General features: G+C 74.5%; 16 protein-coding genes. 9 read left to right on the plus strand and 7 right to left on the minus strand.

The genetic code is table 11. The features are described 5' to 3' along the window. The first annotated feature begins 19 nt into the window (after positions 1–19). Entirely contained in the window at positions 20–1693 is a 1674-nt protein-coding gene (locus tag AB0K18_RS44825; protein WP_364927534.1) for an FAD-binding dehydrogenase, read from the plus strand. Positions 1694–1841: 148 nt separating this feature from the next. Here the strand turns inward: AB0K18_RS44825 and AB0K18_RS44830 are convergent, their stop codons facing one another. After that, the gene (locus tag AB0K18_RS44830) at positions 1842–3557 is read right to left on the minus strand and encodes a SulP family inorganic anion transporter (RefSeq protein WP_364927686.1); all 1716 of its coding nucleotides are present in this window, start codon (positions 3555–3557) and stop codon (positions 1842–1844) included. Positions 3558–3562: 5 nt separating this feature from the next. Continuing rightward, a complete protein-coding gene (locus AB0K18_RS44835; RefSeq protein WP_364927537.1) occupies positions 3563–3904 on the minus strand; it encodes a metalloregulator ArsR/SmtB family transcription factor in 342 nt (113 codons plus the stop codon). Positions 3905–4147: 243 nt separating this feature from the next. On the opposite strand from AB0K18_RS44835, the gene AB0K18_RS44840 reads away from it, so the two are divergent. The 4 genes from AB0K18_RS44840 to AB0K18_RS44855 are packed head-to-tail and all read left to right on the plus strand — an operon-like array spanning position 4148 to position 8776. Beyond that, positions 4148–5479, plus strand: a complete 1332-nt coding sequence (locus tag AB0K18_RS44840) for a polyprenyl synthetase family protein (protein WP_364927539.1) — start codon at positions 4148–4150, stop codon at positions 5477–5479. After that, entirely contained in the window at positions 5476–6930 is a 1455-nt protein-coding gene (gene crtI, locus AB0K18_RS44845) for a phytoene desaturase family protein (protein ID WP_364927542.1), read from the plus strand. The genes AB0K18_RS44840 and crtI (AB0K18_RS44845) overlap by 4 nt, the downstream gene beginning before the upstream one ends. Beyond that, positions 6927–7829 (plus strand): phytoene/squalene synthase family protein, encoded by a 903-nt coding sequence (locus AB0K18_RS44850; protein ID WP_364927545.1) that lies wholly within the window; start codon positions 6927–6929, stop codon positions 7827–7829. Before crtI (AB0K18_RS44845) ends, AB0K18_RS44850 begins: the two co-directional genes overlap by 4 nt. Next, positions 7826–8776 carry a phosphate acyltransferase PlsX gene (locus tag AB0K18_RS44855; protein ID WP_364927548.1) on the plus strand — a complete coding sequence of 317 codons (951 nt, stop codon included), beginning with the start codon at positions 7826–7828 and terminating at the stop codon, positions 8774–8776. The genes AB0K18_RS44850 and AB0K18_RS44855 overlap by 4 nt, the downstream gene beginning before the upstream one ends. A 5-nt stretch (positions 8777–8781) precedes the next feature. Here AB0K18_RS44855 and AB0K18_RS44860 read toward each other — a convergent pair whose 3' ends face one another. Continuing rightward, the gene (locus AB0K18_RS44860; RefSeq protein WP_364927551.1) at positions 8782–9489 is read right to left on the minus strand and encodes a spheroidene monooxygenase; all 708 of its coding nucleotides are present in this window, start codon (positions 9487–9489) and stop codon (positions 8782–8784) included. On the opposite strand from AB0K18_RS44860, the gene AB0K18_RS44865 reads away from it, so the two are divergent. Then, complete coding sequence (locus tag AB0K18_RS44865; protein WP_364927554.1) at positions 9464–10060, plus strand: glycerol-3-phosphate acyltransferase; 597 nt, start codon at positions 9464–9466, stop codon at positions 10058–10060. The two genes, AB0K18_RS44860 and AB0K18_RS44865, sit on opposite strands and share 26 nt — an antisense overlap. Here AB0K18_RS44865 and AB0K18_RS44870 read toward each other — a convergent pair. The 3 genes from AB0K18_RS44870 to AB0K18_RS44880 are packed head-to-tail and all read right to left on the minus strand — an operon-like array spanning position 10011 to position 13389. Further along, positions 10011–11165 carry a glycosyltransferase family 2 protein gene (locus AB0K18_RS44870; protein WP_364927556.1) on the minus strand — a complete coding sequence of 385 codons (1155 nt, stop codon included), beginning with the start codon at positions 11163–11165 and terminating at the stop codon, positions 10011–10013. The genes AB0K18_RS44865 and AB0K18_RS44870 overlap by 50 nt on opposite strands. Beyond that, positions 11162–12652: a phytoene desaturase family protein gene (crtI, locus tag AB0K18_RS44875; protein ID WP_364927559.1), complete on the minus strand. Its 1491-nt coding sequence runs from the start codon at positions 12650–12652 to the stop codon at positions 11162–11164. The genes AB0K18_RS44870 and crtI (AB0K18_RS44875) overlap by 4 nt, the downstream gene beginning before the upstream one ends. Continuing rightward, positions 12640–13389, minus strand: a complete 750-nt coding sequence (locus tag AB0K18_RS44880) for a carotenoid biosynthesis protein (protein WP_364927561.1) — start codon at positions 13387–13389, stop codon at positions 12640–12642. Before AB0K18_RS44880 ends, crtI (AB0K18_RS44875) begins: the two co-directional genes overlap by 13 nt. Before the next feature lie 239 nt (positions 13390–13628). Here AB0K18_RS44880 and AB0K18_RS44885 point away from each other — a divergent pair, with 239 nt between their 5' ends. Then, a complete protein-coding gene (locus tag AB0K18_RS44885) occupies positions 13629–14831 on the plus strand; it encodes a hypothetical protein (protein WP_364927564.1) in 1203 nt (400 codons plus the stop codon). A gap of 109 nt (positions 14832–14940) precedes the next feature. Next, positions 14941–16365, plus strand: a complete 1425-nt coding sequence (locus AB0K18_RS44890) for a serine/threonine-protein kinase (protein ID WP_364927567.1) — start codon at positions 14941–14943, stop codon at positions 16363–16365. A gap of 7 nt (positions 16366–16372) precedes the next feature. Here AB0K18_RS44890 and AB0K18_RS44895 read toward each other — a convergent pair whose 3' ends face one another. Beyond that, a complete protein-coding gene (locus AB0K18_RS44895) occupies positions 16373–17137 on the minus strand; it encodes an SDR family NAD(P)-dependent oxidoreductase (RefSeq protein ID WP_364927570.1) in 765 nt (254 codons plus the stop codon). Positions 17138–17237: 100 nt separating this feature from the next. On the opposite strand from AB0K18_RS44895, the gene AB0K18_RS44900 reads away from it, so the two are divergent. After that, entirely contained in the window at positions 17238–18083 is an 846-nt protein-coding gene (locus AB0K18_RS44900; RefSeq protein ID WP_364927573.1) for a helix-turn-helix transcriptional regulator, read from the plus strand. The last annotated feature ends 4 nt before the right edge of the window (positions 18084–18087 follow it).

An 18087-nucleotide genomic window follows, 5' to 3' on the forward strand; every position in this document is an offset into this window, starting at 1 on the left:
TGGAGAAAGGAGTTCCGCCATGGACGCGGACGTCATCGTCGTGGGCGCGGGCCTGTCCGGGCTGGTCGCGGCCCACGAGCTGACCAGCCGGGGACGCAAGGTGGCGCTGGTCGACCAGGAGAGCGCGGCCAACCTGGGCGGGCAGGCGTACTGGTCGTTCGGCGGGCTGTTCCTGGTCGACTCGCCGGAGCAGCGCCGCCTGCGCGTGAAGGACTCCTTCGAGCTGGCCTGGAACGACTGGCAGGGCAGCGCCCGCTTCGACCGGCTCGACGACGAGGACCTGTGGGCGGCGCGGTGGGCGCGCGCGTACGTCGAGTGGGCCGCGGGGGAGAAGCGCTCCTGGATCGACGGCCACGGCATCAAGCTGACGCCCATGGTCGGCTGGGCCGAGCGCGGCGGCCTGCGCGCCGACGGCCACGGCAACTCCGTGCCCCGCTTCCACGTGGCCTGGGGCACCGGCACCGGCGTGGTGGCGCCGTTCGTGCGCGCCGCGCAGCGGGCCGCCGACGCCGGGCTGCTCCGCTTCCACCACCGCCACCGGGTGGACGAGCTGATCGTCCAGGACGGCGTCGTCACCGGAGTGCGCGGCAGCGTCCTGGCCGACGACCCCTCGCCACGCGGGGTCGCCTCCAACCGCGACGTCACCGGCGCCTTCGAGCTGACCGCGCAGGCCGTCATCGTCGCCGGCGGCGGCATCGGGGCCGACCTCGACCTCGTCCGCCAGTCGTGGCCCCAGCGGCTCGGCGCGCCGCCGCAGAGCATGATCACGGGCGTGCCGGCGTACGTGGACGGGCGCATGCTCGCCATCACCGCCGACGCCGGCGCCCGCATGGTCAACCGCGACCGCATGTGGCACTACACCGAAGGCGTCCAGAACTGGGACCCCGTCTGGCCCGGCCACGGCATCCGCATCCTGCCGGGGCCGTCGTCGCTGTGGTTCGACGCGCTCGGCCGCCGCCTGCCCGACCCCTGCCTGCCCGGCTACGACACGCTCGCGACCCTGCGCTACCTGCGCACCACGCCCGACATCGCCGCGTACGACCACTCGTGGTTCATCCTCACCCAGCGGATGATCGAGAAGGAGTTCGCGCTGTCCGGCTCCGAGCAGAACCCCGACATCACCAACGGCGACCGCAAGGCCGTGCTGCGCAGCCGGGTCTTCGGCAAGGGCGCGCCCGCGCCGGTCGAGGCGTTCAAGCGGCACGGCGCCGACTTCGTGGTGGCCGCCACCCTCGAAGAGCTCGTCGCCAAGATGAACGACCTGACCGACAAGCCGCTGCTCGACGCCGCCGAGCTGCGCCGCCAGATCGAGGCCCGCGACCTGCAGATCGCCAACCCCTACAGCAAGGACGTGCAGGTGCAGGGCATCCACAACTCGCGGCGTTTCCTCGGCGACCGGCTCACCCGCACCGCCGTGCCGCACCGCGTGCTCGACCCGGCGGCCGGGCCGCTCATCGGCGTCAAGCTGCACATCCTGACCCGCAAGACGCTCGGCGGCATCCAGACCGACCTCGACTCCCGCGCGCTCGCCGCCGACGGCTCACCCGTCCCCGGCCTGTACGCGGTGGGCGAGGCGGCCGGGTTCGGCGGGGGCGGCGTCCACGGCTACAGCGCCCTGGAGGGCACCTTCCTCGGCGGCTGCCTCTTCTCCGGCCGCCAAGCCGGCCGCGCCGCCGCCACCGCGATCGCCTGACCCCCTGATCGGCCGGCTGGCCACCGCCCCGAGACCTCCGCGCCCAGGTCGGCGGGTCGGCCGGCCCGAGGGCCCTTCGCGTGTTCGGCGGGGCGGCTTCCCTGGGGGCCTTGCGCAGGTCGGCGGGTCGGTCGCCTGAGGCGCTGCCCTAGCCGGCGGGCTCGGGCTGGGACGGGGTCGTGTCCGGCTCTGGGGGGAGGATGCCGGACTCGCGGAGGCGGTGGCGGGCCGCGGCGATGGCTTCGGGGGTGGAGGCGAAGACCTGGCCTGCCTCGTCCAGGCGGGCGATGACGCCCAGCGCGTGCAGCGGCCGGTGGTGGTCGTCGCGGATGCCGGAGACCAGCACCGTGACGCCGCGCCGTTCGAGGCGGGTGATCGCGTCGCCGAGCACCAGCGCGCCGCTGGCGTCGATCGTGGTCACCCGCGACATGCGCAGGATGATCACCGAGACGTCGGCCACCTCCGACAGCTCCAGCAGGAAGCGGTGCGCGGCGGCGAAGAACAGCGGCCCGTCGAGCCGGTAGGCCACGATGTGCTCGGCGAGCAGCGCGTGCTCCTCCGCGTCGTGATCGCCGGGCAGGTCGGGGTGGAGCGGCACGGGGTCGAGCCGTACGTTCCCCGCGATGGCGCGCAGGGCGAGCGCTCCCGCCACGATCAGGCCGATGATGACCGCCGCGACCAGGTCGAGGGCGAGCGTGGCGACCGCCGTCAGCGCCAGCACGACGCCGTCGGAGCGGGTGGAGCGCAGCATCGCGCGTACGGAGCCGACCTCGACCATCCGCACCGCCGTGGCCAGCAGCACGCCCGCCAGCGCCGCCAGCGGGATCCGCGCCACGAGCCCCGAGGCGGTGAACACGATCACGCCCAGGATCACCGCGTGTGCGATCGCGGCCAGCCGGGACACGGCCCCCGCCCGCACGTTGACCGCCGTACGCGCGATCGCCCCCGTAGCAGGCACCCCGCCGAACAGCGGCGCCACCAGGTTGGCCAGGCCCTGCCCGAACAGCTCCCGATCGGGGTCGTGCTTGTGGCTGACGGTCATGCCGTCCGCGACGGCGGCCGACAGCAGCGACTCCAGCGCGGCCAGCGCGGCGACCGCGATCGCGGGCGCGATGAGCGAGGGCAGCGCCGAGACGTCGAGGAAGCCGAGTGAAGGGGCGGGCAGCCCGGCGGGCAGGGTGCCGATGCGGGCCACCGGCAGGCTCGCCAGCTCGGCGACGATCGTCGCGGCGGCCACCGCCAGCAGCGAGAACGGCACCGAGGGCCGCCACCGCCCCCCGGCCAGCATCACCGTGGCGACCGTGACGGACACGGCGAGAGCGGCCCAGCCAGGGCGGGCGGCGAAGGCGAGCACCGCCTCCCAGGCCACGGCGAGCACCTTGTCGCCCTCGGGCGTCGGCACGCCGAGCGCGGCGGGCACCTGCTGCAGCCCGATCACGCAGGCGATGCCCAGCGTGAAGCCCTCCACCACGGGGGCGGGCACCAGCGTCATGAACCGCCCCGCCCGCGCCAGCGCCAGGCCGAGCAGCAGCACCCCGGCCAGCACGCCGACCGTCAGCACCCCCGAGGCGCCGTGCGCGTGCATGATCGGCACCAGCACCACCGTCATCGCGCCTGTCGGGCCCGACACCTGCAGCGCGGAGCCGCCGAACGCCGCGGCCAGCGCGCCGGCCACCACGGCGGTGGCCAGGCCGGCCGCCGCGCCGAGCCCGCTGGAGATGCCGAAGCCCAGCGCGAGTGGCAGCGCCACGATCGCCACCGTCAGCCCGGCCAGCAGGTCGCGGCGCGGGTGGCGGCCCATGGCGGCCAGGTCGGAGCGGGCGGGCAGGATCGAGCGCAGGCGGGCCCGGCCCGCCGAGAGCATGGTGCTCACTTCTCCTCGGTCTCCGCCTCGAGCAGCTCGTTCAGCAGCTCGTGCCGGCCCGACAGCTTGGCCTGGAGCAGGTGGCGGGCCGCGCGCAGCAGCTCGGCCACGTCGCCGCCGGACATCGCGTAGACCACGGTGGAGCCGTCGCGGCGGGCGGTGACCAGCTCGGAGCGGCGCAGCACGGCCAGGTGCTGCGAGAGCCCGGTCGGCTCGACCTCGATCTCGGCCAGCAGGTCGCGCACCGGTTTGGGGCCGTCCTGCAGCAGCTCCAGGACGCGGATGCGTACGGGGTGCCCGAGCAGCCGGAAGAGCTCCGCTTTGGCTTCGTACAGGGGCACCGACATGGGCACGCGCGTCCTTTCGTCGGGGAGTCACCGGGGGACGGGATAAGTTTCCAATGAATTGCGATATTTCGCAATTTTGCGGGTTCTGGTCGGCTGGCGATAAGGGATGCTTGGCCGCCTTTCCTGGCGTGTCCCGGTTGGGAACCGGCGACCGATGGTTACCGTGTTGCTTCGGGTCATAACTCCGCGTGACGGGGTCAGCTCCTCCTGAAGATATTCGAACGGCGACAAGGAGCTGGGTGCATGGACACGGTGACGGCGCGGACCGGCCACGTGAAGGAGCTGGTCGACCGGCACTTGGAACGCCTGCTCGAACGGCAGCTCGGCCGGCTCGCCTTCCTGGGCGAGGAGGAGGCCGGCCTGATACGCGAGCACCTCGTCGCCTTCGTGCTCCGGGGCGGCAAGCGGCTGCGTCCCGAGTTCGTCTACTGGGGCTACCTGGCCGGGGGCGGGGAGCGTCCCGAGGACGTGCTGCCCGCGGCGTGCGCCGTGGAGCTCGTGCACGCGGCGGCGCTGCTGCTCGACGACCTGATGGACGAAGCAGGCACCCGGCGCGGCCGCCCGGCGGCCCACGTCGCCCTGGCCGGTCTGCACCGGGCGAGGGGGCGGCGGGGCGACCCTGACCGGTTCGGCGAGTCGGCGGCGACGCTGCTCGCCCTGCTCGCGCTGACCTGGGCCGACGCGGCGCTGCTCGAGTCAGGCCCGCACCTGCCGGCCGCCCTCGACCACCTCACCAGGCTCCGCGTCGAAGCGATCGGCGGCCAGTACCTCGACCTGACCCGCACCTCGGGCGCCCGTCTCACGGACACCGCCGCCTCCGGGCCTCGCGCCGACTGCGAGGAGCGGGGGGCGGACACCTCCGCCTCCGGGACCCGCGCCGGTCGTGAGGCGTGCGGGGAGGGCGCGTCCGATGGCGGCGAGGAGGAGCAGGCGCGGCTCATCTCGCTGTACAAGTCGGGCAAGTACACCGTCGAGCGGCCGCTGCTGCTCGGGCATGCGGTCGCGGGCGGGTGCGCGCCGACGCGCCGGCTGCTCATCGCGTACGCGCTGCCGCTCGGGGAGGCGTTCCAGCTCAGAGACGACGTCAACGGCGTGTTCGGCGACCCGGCCGAGACCGGCAAGCCCGCCGGGGCCGACCTGCTCCAGGGCAAGGCGACGTACCTGCTGGCCGAGGCGCGCCGGCGCACCGGCGGCGCGGACGCGCTCGACGACATCAAGGACGCGGACGGCGTGGCGGCGGCCCGCCGGCTGATCGTCGAGTGCGGCGCCCTGGACGCGGCGGAGCGGCGCATCGCCGGCCTCGCCGCCGAGGCGGTCGCGGCCCTCGCCCACCCGCCCGGCCTCCCACCGAAGGCCAGGAAGGCCCTGACCGACCTGGCGACCACCGCGACGGCGACCGAGCCGGCCACCGCGACGGCGACCGAGCCGGCCACCGCGACGGCGACCGAGCCGGCCACCGCGACGGCGACCGAGCCGGCGGCCACCGAGGCGGCGGCCACCGAGGCGGCGGGCACCGAGGCGGCGGGCACCGAGGCGGCGGGCACCGCGACGCGGCCGGAAGGGCGCGGGCGATGAGCGGGGTCGTGGTCGTCGGGGGTGGGCTCGGCGGGCTGGCGGCGGCGGTGCGGCTGGCGGCGGCCGGGCGGGAGGTCACCCTGGTCGAGGCCACCGGGGCGCCCGGCGGGTGCTGCGGCGTCGCCAGGGTCGGGCCGTACCGGTTCGACGCGGGGCCGTCCGTGCTGACCATGCCGGGCGTGCTCGCCGACGTCTTCGGCGCGGCCGGCGAGGAGCTGCGCGACTGGGTGCCGCTGCGCCGCCTCGACCCGGCGTACCGGATGGTGTTCGAGGACGGGTCGCGGCTGGACGTGCGGGCGGCGCCGGAGGCGATGACCGAGCAGGTCCGTACGCTGTGCGGCCCCGCCGAGGCGGCCCGCTACGCCCGCTACCGCCGGCTGCTCGGCGAGCTGTTCAGGGTGGAGTGGCCGGCGTTCATCGACGCCGACATGACCAGGCTGCGCGCCCTCGCCAGGCCGGCCGCGCTCCTGCGGCTGGCCGCGCTGGGCGGGTTCCGGCGGCTGGACCGCCTGGCGGCCCGCCACCTCACCGACCCGCGGCTGATCATGGCCCACACCTTCCAGTCCCTGTACGTCGGCCTGTCACCCCAGCGCGCCCTCGGCATCTACGCGGTCATCGCCCACATGGACACGGTCGGCGGCGTCTACTTCCCCGAGCGCGGCGGCATGCACGCCATCCCGCTCGCCCTGGCGTCCCTGCTGGAGAAGCTGGGCGCGACCACCCGGTACGGCGTCCGCGCCCAGGAGGTGCTGACCGACGACGACGGCGTCACCGGCGTCCTGCTGGAGGACGGCGAGCGGCTGCCCGCCCGCCACGTGGTGGTGGCCTGCGACCGGCTGGCGGCCCGCCGGATGCTGCCCGCCCTGTCGGGCGACTGGCGGCTGCGCCGGCCCCGCCACTCGCCGAGCTGCCTGGTGCTGCACGCCGGCCTCGGCCGCGTCCTGCCCGACCAGGAGCACCACACGCTGCACTTCGGGCGGGCCTGGCGGCAGACGTTCACGGCGCTGGAGGAGGGCCGGCCGCAGCCGGACCCAAGCCTGCTGGTCACCTGCCCGCGCCCCGACGGCGAGGCGGCGCCGCCCGGCCACGCCACGCTCAGCGTCCTCGAACCCGCGCCCAACCTGCGCCGCACCGACTGGCGGAGGCTGCGCCCCCGGCTGGAGGGGCGGCTGCTCGAACGCCTGGCCCAGCTCGGTTACGGCGACCTCAGGGACGCGCCCAGGCTGGTGCTCGACCCGCCCGCCTGGGCGGCCCGGGGCCACAGCGCCGGCACCCCGTTCGCGCTGGACCACCGCGTCACCCAGACCGCCTGGCTGCGCCCGTCCGCCGTGGCCCGGCGGGTGCCCGGGCTGCACTTCGCCGGCATGTACACCGCGCCGGGGGTCGGCGTGCCGCCGGTGCTGATCTCGGGGCGGCTCGCCGCCGCACGCATCCTGGAGGAGCACCGGTGACGCTCACCGCCGGTTACGAGCGCTGCCGCCGGCTGCACGCCCGCTACGGCCGCTCCTACTACCTGGCCACCCGGCTGCTGCCGCAGTGGAAGCGGCGGCACGTGCACGCACTGTACGGCTTCGCCCGGTACGCCGACGAGATCGTGGACTCGTTCACGATGACCGACGACCGCGCCCGCGCGCTCGACCGGCTGACCGCCCGGGTCGAGGCGGGGCTGGCCGGCGACGGACCCGCCGACGACCCGGTGCTGCCGGCGTTCCTGCACACCGTGCGCTCGTTCGGCATCGGCCACGACGACGTCGCCGTCTTCCTCGCCTCGATGCGCGCCGACCTGTCCGTCGCCCGCTACGCCACCTACGACGACCTGCTCGGCTACATGGCGGGCTCGGCCGCCGCGATCGGCACGATGATGCTGCCCGTGCTGGAGCCTGAGCCGGGCCGCGCCGAGGCGGCCCGCGAGCCCGCCCGCCAGCTCGGCCTGGCCTTCCAGCTCACGAACTTCCTGCGCGACGTCCGCGAGGACCACGCCCGTGGCCGCGTCTACCTGCCGATGGCCGACCTGGACAAGTTCGGCGTCCATCCGGACGCGCTGGGCGCCCGCCGCGCCGGGCCCGCCGTCCGCGAGCTGCTCGCCTACGAGGCGGAGCGCGCCCGAGACCACTACCGCGCCGCCGCCCAGGGGATCGGCCTGCTCACGGCGTCGTCACGACCGTGCGTGCGGGCCGCCTTCGAGCTCTACGGCGGCATCCTGGACGAGATCGAGCGACGATCGTACGAGGTGCTGGCGGCCCGCGTCCGCGTCCCCGGCCACCGCAAGGCCGCGATCTTCGCCCGCCACCTCCTGGCCTCCGCCGGGGCCGCCCGCGCCGAACGCCGCGTCCAGGTGATGCTCCCATGAGCCCGCTGGTGGTGCTCGACGCGATGGGCGGCGATCACGGGCCCGTCGCGACGGTCGAAGGGGCCCTGCTGGCGTGGCGCGAGCACGGGGTGCCGGTCGTGCTGGTCGGGGCGAGCGACGTCGTCGACGCGGAGCTGCGCAGGCATGGGGCGCACGGCGAGCTGCCGGTCGCGCACGCCGACGAGGCGGTGCCGATGGCCGAGAGCGGGGCAGGGGCCGCCGCGCTGACCCGGTCGAGCCTCGCCGTGGGCTGCGCGCTGGTCGGACGGGGCGAGGGCGGCGCGTTCGTGACGGCGGGGTCCACCGGGGCGGCCGTCTCCTGCGCGGTACGCGGCATCGGCCGCGCCCCCGGCGTGCTGCGGCCCGCGCTCGCCGTGGTGCTGCCCGCGCTGCGCGGCGGCGGGAGCGTGCTGGTGGACGCGGGCGCGACCGCCGACCCGAGCCCGGCGATGGTGGCCCAGTTCGCCCTGCTGGGCGCGGGATACGCGCGGGCCGTGCTCGGACGTCCCGACCCGCTGGTGGGGCTGCTGTCGATCGGCGCCGAGCCGGGCAAGGGCAACCGGCTGACCCGCCGCGCCGAGGAGCTGCTGGCCGGCCTTCCGCTGCGCCTGCACGGCAACATCGAAGGCCATGACGTGCTGGCGGGCGTCGTGGACGTGATCGTCACCGACGGCTTCACCGGCAACGTGCTGCTGAAGAACGTCGAAGGGTGCGTACGCACGACGCTGGCCATGGTCGCCGAGGCGGGCATCGCGTCCCCCGACCGGCTGGCCGAGGTGGCCCGCCGCTACGACCCCGAGACCCACGGCGGCGCGGCCCTGCTGGGGCTGCGCGGTACGGTCGTCGTCGCCCACGGCTCCTCACCTCCTGCCACCATCGCCCGCGCCTGCGTCGTCGCCCGTGACCTGGCCCGGCACGACAGCACAGCGCGTGAGCCGGTCCCATGACCGCCTCACGGAGGACGCAGCGGGTCGGTGCCGTCCCAGACGCCTTCACTGGCGTAAGGGGTGAAGCGGGCGAACAGCTCTTCCGCGTACCAGTCGTGGGCGCGTACCTGGTCGATGACCCGGCGGTGGGCGGCGTCGCGGTAGGCGAAGGCGCGCATGGCGTCCGCGTCCCGCCACAGCGAGAACGTCGCCTGCCTGGCCACCGGCCACTCGCCCATGCCGATCGAGGCCAGGCAGCCGTCCTGCCACCGCAGCAGCTCCTCGACCGGCGGCACCGACCGGTAGAACGCGACCAGGCGCCGGGGCCTGATCGACGCCCGGGTGAGCACCGCCACCGCCCCGCCGCTCCTAGCGGCCTGATCGGTGGCGGGGAACGGGTCGTGGCCGGACCAGGTGCCCCGGGAGGACAGCGGGGCCAGCCGAACCTGCCAGCGCTCGCGCGCCTCCTGCCGCCAGCGGGCGGCGATCGGGGACGTCCGCAGGAACGCCTCCAGATCCGCCTCCCCGCGCCAGACCGCGAACAGCGCCCACCGCCGCAGGTCCGCGCCGAGCGACATGGCCCGCCCGCGTCCCGTCCCGAGCAGCCGCCAGAACCGCAGCCCCGGGGCGGCGCGCAGCAGCGGCCGGTCGAAGGCCATGTGGCTCATCGCGCCCGCGTCGGCGTAGCGGACGAGGTGGAACGACGCGATGGGTGAGGCGCTGGTGGCGGTCATCGCCGGTTACCTGCTCGGCTCTGTGCCGGTCGCGGTGCTGGTGGCGCGCGGGCACGGCGTCGATCCACGCCGCTCTGGCGACCGCAACCCCGGGTACTGGAACGTCAAGGAGCAGCTCGGGCGGCGGGCGGCGGTGCCGGTGTTCGCCGGGGACACCTTGAAGGGGACGCTGGCCGCGCTGGTCGCGCTCCTGGTCAGCGGGGCCCACGTCACCGGGGTCGGCACGGTCACGGGGGCCGGCGTGGTGCCGGTGTACCTCGCCACGGCGGCGGCGATGGCGGGGCACGCGTGGCCGGTGTTCGCCGGGTTCCGTGGCGGGCGGTCGATCCTGACCTTCGCGGGTGGGGTGGCGGTCATCTGTCCTGCGGCGTTCCTGCTGGGGCTCGTGGTGCTGGTGGTGGCGGGGTGGGCGGCGCGGTCGTTCGCGGTGGGGGCGCGGGTGGCGGTGTTCGGGGTGCCGGCGCTGCAGCTGCTGTTCGCGCCCGTCGAGATGGTGGCGGCGACCGGTGGGCTGATGTGCCTCATCGGGCTGCGCTTCGCTCAGGCCGCACTCGCCCGGCGTCGCCGGTGAGCTTGGGGTACGTGCGGCCGCGCCACGTACGGACCGGGCGGAGCGTCGCCTGCGTCAGCCGGGCCGCGGCGGCCGGGTCGAGCAGCGGCGACAGCAGCAGGCCCGCGCCCGGGCCCCGGTAGCTGCCGCGCAGCGCGTACGCCAGCAGTATGCGCATCGCCAGCAACCCGGCGTCCAGGCCGGTCGGGCGGCCCGCGATCACCCGCAGCGCGGGCAGCGCGCAGGTCAGCCAGAGGACGGCCAGGTCGGCCGCCTGCCACGCCGGGCCGGTCACGTCGCGCAGCGGCAGCGAGCGTCCCCACTCCCGCCACAGCTCGGCGACCGAGTCGTGCATGTCCACCTCCAGCAGCGCGCCCGCGTCCAGGAACCCCACCGACCAGCCGCGGCGGGCCAGGCAGCGGGCCAGGGCCACGTCGTCGGTCATGCGGTCGCGTACGAGGGCGAAGGCGTCCACGGCGGCCAGCTGGCCGCGACGGAAGGCCATGCACTGGCCGTTCGCGACGGCGCGATGCGGCGGTGGCGGGGTCGCCGGCCCGACGGGGCCGAACCGGTAGACCAGCGTCGCCAGCATCGACGCGTGCAGCGCCTGCTCCAGCACCCCGTCGCAGACGAACCGGGGACCTGCGCTCACCAGGTCGTACCGTTCGAGCGCGGCCGCCATCGCCCCGAACAGCCCAGGCGCCGGCCGCGCGTCGGCGTCCAGCGTGACCACGACCGCGCCGGTGGCGGCGGACACGCCCTGGCGCAGCGCCCACTGCTTGCCCACCCACCCGTCCGGCAGCGGCGCCCCAGCGATCACCTCGGCGCCCAGCGCGGCGGCCACCTTCGCGGTGCCGTCCCGTGAGCCGTCGTCCACCACGATCACCTCGGACACGGCCGGGTCGGCGAGCGCGGCCCGCAGACACGGCCCGATGCGCTCTTCCTCATCGCGCGCCGGCACCACCACGGAGATCGTCCCAGCGGCCTTGGTGACCGGGGCGAGCGCCGCCACCCGCCGCCGCCCCCGCGCGAGCCGCACCGCGACAACAGCCCCGGCGACCGCCTGCGCGACGCCGAGCGCCCTGCTCATCCGCCGTCGAGGCGGCTCGGCGGTGAGCGCCCTCATCGCCCGCCCTGAGCGGCCGGGCCGGCGCAGGCTCGCGTGCTTCCTGGGAAGTCGTGGGCGACCAGGCCGGCGACGATTCTCGCGCCCATCGTCACCATCGGCAGGCCGCCGCCGGGATGGGTGGAGCCGCCGACCAGATACAGGCCGCGCCGGGGGCCGCGGTTGGCGGGACGGCGAAAAGGGGCGAGGCGGCCGTGGTGGGCGCTGCCGTAGATGGCGCCGCCCCACGCGCCGTAACGGTCACGCAGGTCCGCCGGGGTGAACACGTCGGCGAACCGCAGCCGGCCGGACAGGTCGTGGCCGCGCTCGGCCAGCCGTTCGAAGACCAGGTCCCGGTACGCGTCCACCCGCATCGGCCAGCGCGCCGGGTTGCGGGCGGGGACGTTGACGAGCAGCGTCCAGTTCTCGCAGCCCGAGGGCGCCTGGGAGGCGTCGTCCACCGCCGAGCAGCCGACGTAGATGGTCGGATCCCGAGGCGGCACCCGGCGGTCGAAGATGTCGGCGAACTCCCGCTCGTAGTCGCCCGAGAACAGCACCGAGTGGTGGGGCAGCCCGGGCGTGCGGCCCTCCACCCCGGCCAGCACCAGCAGCGCCGACGACGACAGGCCGAGCCGGGCGATGCCGCGCAGCCGGCGGCGGTCCGGCAGCAGGTTTCCGTACAGGGCGGCGGCGTCGGTGTTGGCCACCACGACGTCCGCCCGCACCCGCCGCCCGCTCGCCAGCCGCACCCCCGTGACGCGGGAGCCCGACGTCTCGACGGCGGCGACCGGCTCCGACAGGAACACCTGCACCCCCGCGGCCTTGAGCAGCAGGACCAGGTCGTCGGCCAGCCGGGCGAGGCCGCCAGGCGCGTACCAGACGCCCTGCCCGTGCTCCAGCGCCGGTACGCAGCCCAGCGCGGCGGGCGCGCGGTACGGGCTCGACCCGGCGTAGGTGGCGTAGCGGCCGACGTACTGGCGCAGGCGGGGATCGCGGAAGAAGCGGCGGGCCAGCCCGTCCAGCGTCCGCCCCGGCGCCACCGCCATCAGGTCGGACAGCCTTGCCTCCCCGCCCGGCCGCCCGCCGCCGCGCGACCGGATCAGCGGTCCGGCGAAGACCGTGCGGCCGGCCGCGCGCAGGCAGCCCTGGGCCCAGTCGTGGAAGGCGTGCCACGCCCGTCCCTCGCCGGGCGCCAGCCGGTCCACGGCGGCGGCCATCAGCGCGGGGTCCCGGCGCGCGTCCAGCAGGCTCCCGTCGGCGAACCGGTAGCGGCACAGCGGCTCCGGCTCGACCAGCTCCCGCCGCAGCCCCAGCTCGCGGAAGAGACCGGGCATGGTGAGCAGCGAAGGGCCGAGCGAGAAGGTGAAGCCGTCCCTGCGGTGCTCGGCCAGCTTGCCGCCGAGCCGTGACGACTGCTCGTACAGGCGGACCTCGTGGCCCTGCCTGGCCAGCAGCAGCGCGCACACCATGCCGCCCACGCCGCCGCCGATCACCGTCACCTCTGCCATGACCGCCTCCAGGCGGGCGCGGCGAACGCGCCCATCGCGAGCCCGCCGGCCGCCGCCACCAGCGGGTCGGCGGGGACGAACACCGCCGCGAACGCGACCGTCTCCATCACCGCCATGACCGTGTAGAGCACGAGCAGCCCGCCGACCGGCGGCGGGTCGCCGGCCACGCGCCCGATGGCGAGCATGACCAGCGCCGACACCAGCAGCCAGCCGGCGAAGTTGGTGAGCGGGATGCCGCGGTAGAAGCCGTCCTCGGCCCACGTCCACAGCCCGAGCCTGACCATCTGCGGGTCGAGGAACAGGTCCCACGCCGTCAGCGCGCCCGCCCCCGCGCACACGCGGCCCCAGCCGGTCGCGAGCGCCGCGCCCACCGCGTACGCCGCCAGCCCCATGCCGCCCCAGGCCAGCGTCACCACCAGGGGAACGCCGCCGATCTGCGGCCACAGCACGTCCGTGTACCGGTAGGAGCCGAACGGGAACCCGGTCAGCACGCCGACCAGCTCGGCCGCGTACCCGGTCAGCACCGCCGCCCCGAAGGCGCGCACCGCCCTGCGTGCCCCCCAGGTCTCCGCCGCGAAGGCGACCGCGGACGCCGCGAGCAGCGCCACGATGACCGTGACGTACCGGTGGGGCCGCGCGTCCAGCCCCGACACCACCTGCACGGCCGTCATGGCGAGCAACGACAGCGCGCCGAGCGCGCGGGCCGGCCTGACTGCCCTACCTGTCGTCCCTTCCACGCCCTGTCTTCCCGTAGCGGTCTTCCCGTGGCGGTGAGTCCGGGGGTGGACGTGCCCCGCCGCCCGTCAAGGGATCATCCGGCGCGGGCCAAGGATCGTCCGTACCGGCCGTATCCGGGCATCATTACCGAACGCGGAGGTTCAGCGGGGCGCGCGCAGAGATTGCGCCGGGAAGCCCTCGGGTAGCCCGGGCAAGCCACGTTTGCTCACTCGAACCCAGCGCGAAGGAGCGCACGCACATGACCTTCAACCCACTGCAGGAGCGGGGCATCCCGCTGGACAAGCAGCTGCGCAACTGGCGGGAGCTGAACGTCACGCCGACCGATCCCGACCACGCCGACCCGTACACGCGGTGCCGCATCATCACGATGAACGGCATCGAGGTCGAGGCGATCATGTTCAGCCACCACCTGGCCCGGCACTGCCCCGACGTGGAGATCAAGCAGCAGCTGGCCCGGGTCCGCTACATCGAGGCGCAGCAGCAGAAGGTGGTCAACTGGCTGCTGCCCGGTCTCGCCTCGGTGCTGGAGACGACGATCGCGTACGAGCAGGTCGCGGTGGACCTCACCGCCTGGGTGGCACGCATGGAGCCCGACCCCTACCTCCAGCAGGCGTACCAGTTCGGCGTCCTGGAGGACTTCGACCACCTCTACCGCTACGCCAACCTGTACGAGATGATCGAGCACCGCAAGGCGGAGAAGATCGTCGACCAGCTCACCGAGGTCATGCCGGGCCGGCCGACGTTCATGCACCACCGCAACCCGATCGACAACGTGCGCGAGCCCTATGACCGCTCCACCGCCGCGCCGATGTCCAAGCTGCACGCCCTGACGATCATGGCGGCCGAGCAGCAGACCATGAACTTCTACATGAACGTCGGCCCCACCTACATGGAGCCGATCGCCCGCCAGCTCTACCAGGAGATCGGCCTCATCGAGGAGGAGCACGTCACCCACTACGAGTCGCTCGTCGACCCCGGCGAGAGCTGGTGGGAGATGCTCATGAACCACGAGTACAACGAGTGCTACCTGTACCACTCGTTCATGGAGACCGAGTCCGACCCCAAGGTGAAGAACATCTGGGAGCTCCACCTCAACATGGAGCTGGAGCACCTGCGGCTGGCCGTGGAGATGTTCAAGCGGTTCGACGGCCGCGACCCGGAGGAGGTGCTGGCGCCCGAGCTGCCGGCCCCGGTCACGTTCGAGCCGAACAAGGCCTACCTGCGCGAGCTGCTGGCCACCCAGATCGACTACACGACCCTGGGCACCGGCTACGTCCAGGAGGCCCACGAGCGCTTCGAGAAGATGCAGGAAGCGCTCATGGGCGGCGAGAAGGCCCCCTCGGAGCGGGTCATCGACGACAACCGCGCCAAGAACGGCCGCGAGTACCGGCTGCAGACCGAGGGCGAGCACCCGGTCCACAGTCTCGCCGCCAACCGCTGACCGGCGGCCCCGGGCTCCGCACCACGGCGGGCCCGGGCCCGTGCGCGCGACCCGCTCGCTCTGAGATGATCGCTGTCCATCACAGGACACGACGTGAGGGGTGCCGGCGGTGGAGGGTGTGCGGCGGGAGGACACGCGGAGGGCGGCGGACGGGAGCCTGCTCGCCGGCCGCTACCGGCTGACCGGCCTGCTGGGCCGCGGCGGGATGGGAGCCGTCTGGGCCGCCCGCGACGAGCAGCTCGGCCGTGAGGTGGCGGCCAAGGAGCTGTTCCTGCCCGAGCAGCTCGACGACGCCGAACGGGCGCACTGGATCGCCAGGCTCGACCGCGAGGCGCGCGCCGCCGCGCGGCTCAAGCATCCCGGCATCGTCACCGTGCACGATCACGTCACCGGCGCCGACGGCCGGCCGTGGATCATCATGGAGCTGGTGCGCGGGCGCTCCTTACAGGACCTGCTGGCGGCACAGGGGCCGCTGCCGCCCGCGCGGGCCGCGCGGATCGGGTTCCAGGTGCTGGACGCCCTGTGCGCGGCCCACCAGGCGGGCATCACGCACCGCGACATCAAGCCGGCCAATGTCCTGCTGGAGGGCGAGCGGGTCGTCCTGACCGACTTCGGCATCGCGGCCGTCGAGGGTGACGTCACGCTGACCGGCACGGGCGCGATCCTCGGAACGCCCGCGTACATGGCGCCCGAGCAGGTGCTGGGCCGGCCGGCCACGCCTGTCTCCGACCTGTGGTCGCTCGGCGCGACGCTCTACACCGCCGTGGAGGGGCGTCCCCCGTACGACGGCGCGAGCGCCGGGGCGGTCTTCGTCGCCGTCGCCACCCGCGACCCCGCACCGCCCGCCAAGGCCGGTCCCCTGGAGCCGGTGCTCATGGCGCTGCTGCGCCGCGACCCCGCGCACCGGCCGGCCGCCCACGATGTCCGCGCGCACCTCGCCGCCGTCGCCGAGGACCGCACGCCACCAGGCCCCGCCACCCTCCGCCTGCCCGCCGACCCACCGCCCCCCGACAAGCCTGGACGCCCGCCCAGGTCAGGCCGGCTCCGGCTGCTCCGCCGCCTGCTCGTGGGCGCCGGCGCCGCCGTGGCGCTCCTCGTCGCGGTGGCCGCGGCGGTCCAGATCCGCGAGGCCCTCCAGGAGAGCCAGGAACAGGAGCGCTACGCGGCCAACATGGACCTGCTGGCGGGCCTCGGCACGATCCCGGGCGAGTCGGTCCACTTCCAGGAGGGGGAGGAGAGCACCGTGGAGGTGTCGGCGACCCTGTGCGAGAAGGAGTACGTCACCGAGCAGGACAAGTGCGACGTGGGCGTCCTGGTCGACACCGTCGTCGAATGGCTGAGAACCCGCCCCACCGTCCGCTCCGTGAACTTCGCCCGACCCAAGGAGGACTGCGGCGACGACTACGAGGACGGCGGCGGCTGCCAGCTCACCGTCCTCACCCAGAGCCCTCTGAAGCTGAGCGAAGTCAAGATCGCCAACTTCTCCGACATCGGCGACAAGGACCTGATCGAGCTCAGATTCATCGTCGGCTGACTCGTGCTCAGTCGCCGTGGGGGTCGGTGGCGTTCAGGACGGACACCACCTGGTCGTAGTCGCCGCGGACCTCGCTGTAGCGGAGGAACTTGACCCGCTCGACCTGGATCTCCTTCGCGTCCGGCCGGCTCTCCAGCAGCGCCATGGTCTCGGTCACGTACTCGTCCAGCGGCATCGCGTGCTCGTTCTCCTCGTGCCCGGGCAGCAGCGCGGTGCGCACGGCGGGCGGGACGAGCTCCACCACCCGTACGCTCGTGCCCTCCAGCTGCAGCCGGATCGACTCGCTCAGCATGTGGATCGCCGCCTTGGAGGCGTTGTAGCTGGGCGTGACGGTGAGCGGGGTGAACGCCAGCCCCGAGGACACGGTGACGATGGCCGCGTCGGGCCGCGTCTGCAGGTGCTCGATGAACGCGGCGATGAGCCGGATCGGCCCGAGCACGTTCGTCGTCACGACGGACTCGGCGGAGGCGAGGAACGACTCGGGCTTGCGCCAGTCCTCGACCCGCATGATGCCGGCCATCGCGATCAGCACGTTCAGGCCGGGGTGCCGGGCGAGGACCTGCTCCGCGGCGGCCTGGATGCTCGCGGGGTCGGCGGTGTCGACGGTGACGGTGTCCACGCCGGGGTGCTCGGCGGCGATCCGCTCCAGCAGTTCGGTACGCCGCCCGCCCACGATCACGGTGTTGCCCTTGTCGCGCAGGGCGAGGGCGAGCGCGAGCCCGATGCCGCTCGTCGCCCCGGGGATGAAGATGGTGTTCCCTGAGATCTGCATGCTCCCAGCGTGGCCCGGCGGGCGGCGCGGGTGCAGAGACCGGTCATCGGGGGATCGCCGATCCCTGGTTCGCGCGCCGAGCGTGCACATAATGGGGTATATGGATCGTGCAGCCCTGGCGGACTTCCTGCGCCGCCGCCGCGAAGCCCTCCGCCCCGAGGACGTCGGGCTCCCGCCCGGAGCGCGACGCCGGGCGCCTGGGCTGCGGCGCGAGGAGGTGGCGGCGCTCGCGGTGATGTCCACCGACTACTACACCCGGCTGGAGCAGCAGCGCAGCCCGCAGCCGAGCGTGCAGATGCTGGCCTCGCTGGCGCGGGCGCTGCGGCTGACCGACGACGAGCGCGGCTACCTGTTCCAGATCTGCGGCCACAACGCCCCCGCGTCACTGTCGGCCGTGACGCACGTCGCGCCGCCGCTGCTGCGGGTGCTGGACCGCCTGTCCGACACGCCGGCGCTCATCGTGTCCGACCTGGGGGAGACGCTGGTGCAGAACCGGATGGCCGAGGCGTTGTTCGGCGACAAGTCGCACTACGCGGGCCTGGCCCGCTACGACGTCTACCGCTGGTTCACCGACCCCGCCGCGCGGCGCTGCTACCCGGAGAGCGACCACGGCCGGCAGAGCCGTTCCCTGGTCGCGAACCTGCGCGCCGCCCACGGCGTACGGGGGCCGCGCTCGCAGGCGGGCGAGCTGGTGCGGGCGCTGAGCAGGGAGAGCGCCGAGTTCGCTCAGTTGTGGGAGCGGCACGAGGTGGCCAAGCGGTTCGAGGACCACAAGGTGCTCGTCCATCCCGAGCTGGGCGAGATCGAGGTGGACTGCCAGGTGCTGTTCACCGAGGACCAGGCGCAGGCGCTGCTGGTGCTCACGGCGCCGCCGCGTACCGAGGGGCACGAGAAGCTGCGGCTGCTCGGCGTCGTCGGACGGCAGCAGTTCGCCGAACGGGCCTGAACCC

The organism is Nonomuraea sp. NPDC049421 (assembly GCF_040677005.1).
In the GTDB taxonomy this organism is placed as follows: domain Bacteria; phylum Actinomycetota; class Actinomycetes; order Streptosporangiales; family Streptosporangiaceae; genus Nonomuraea; species Nonomuraea salmonea.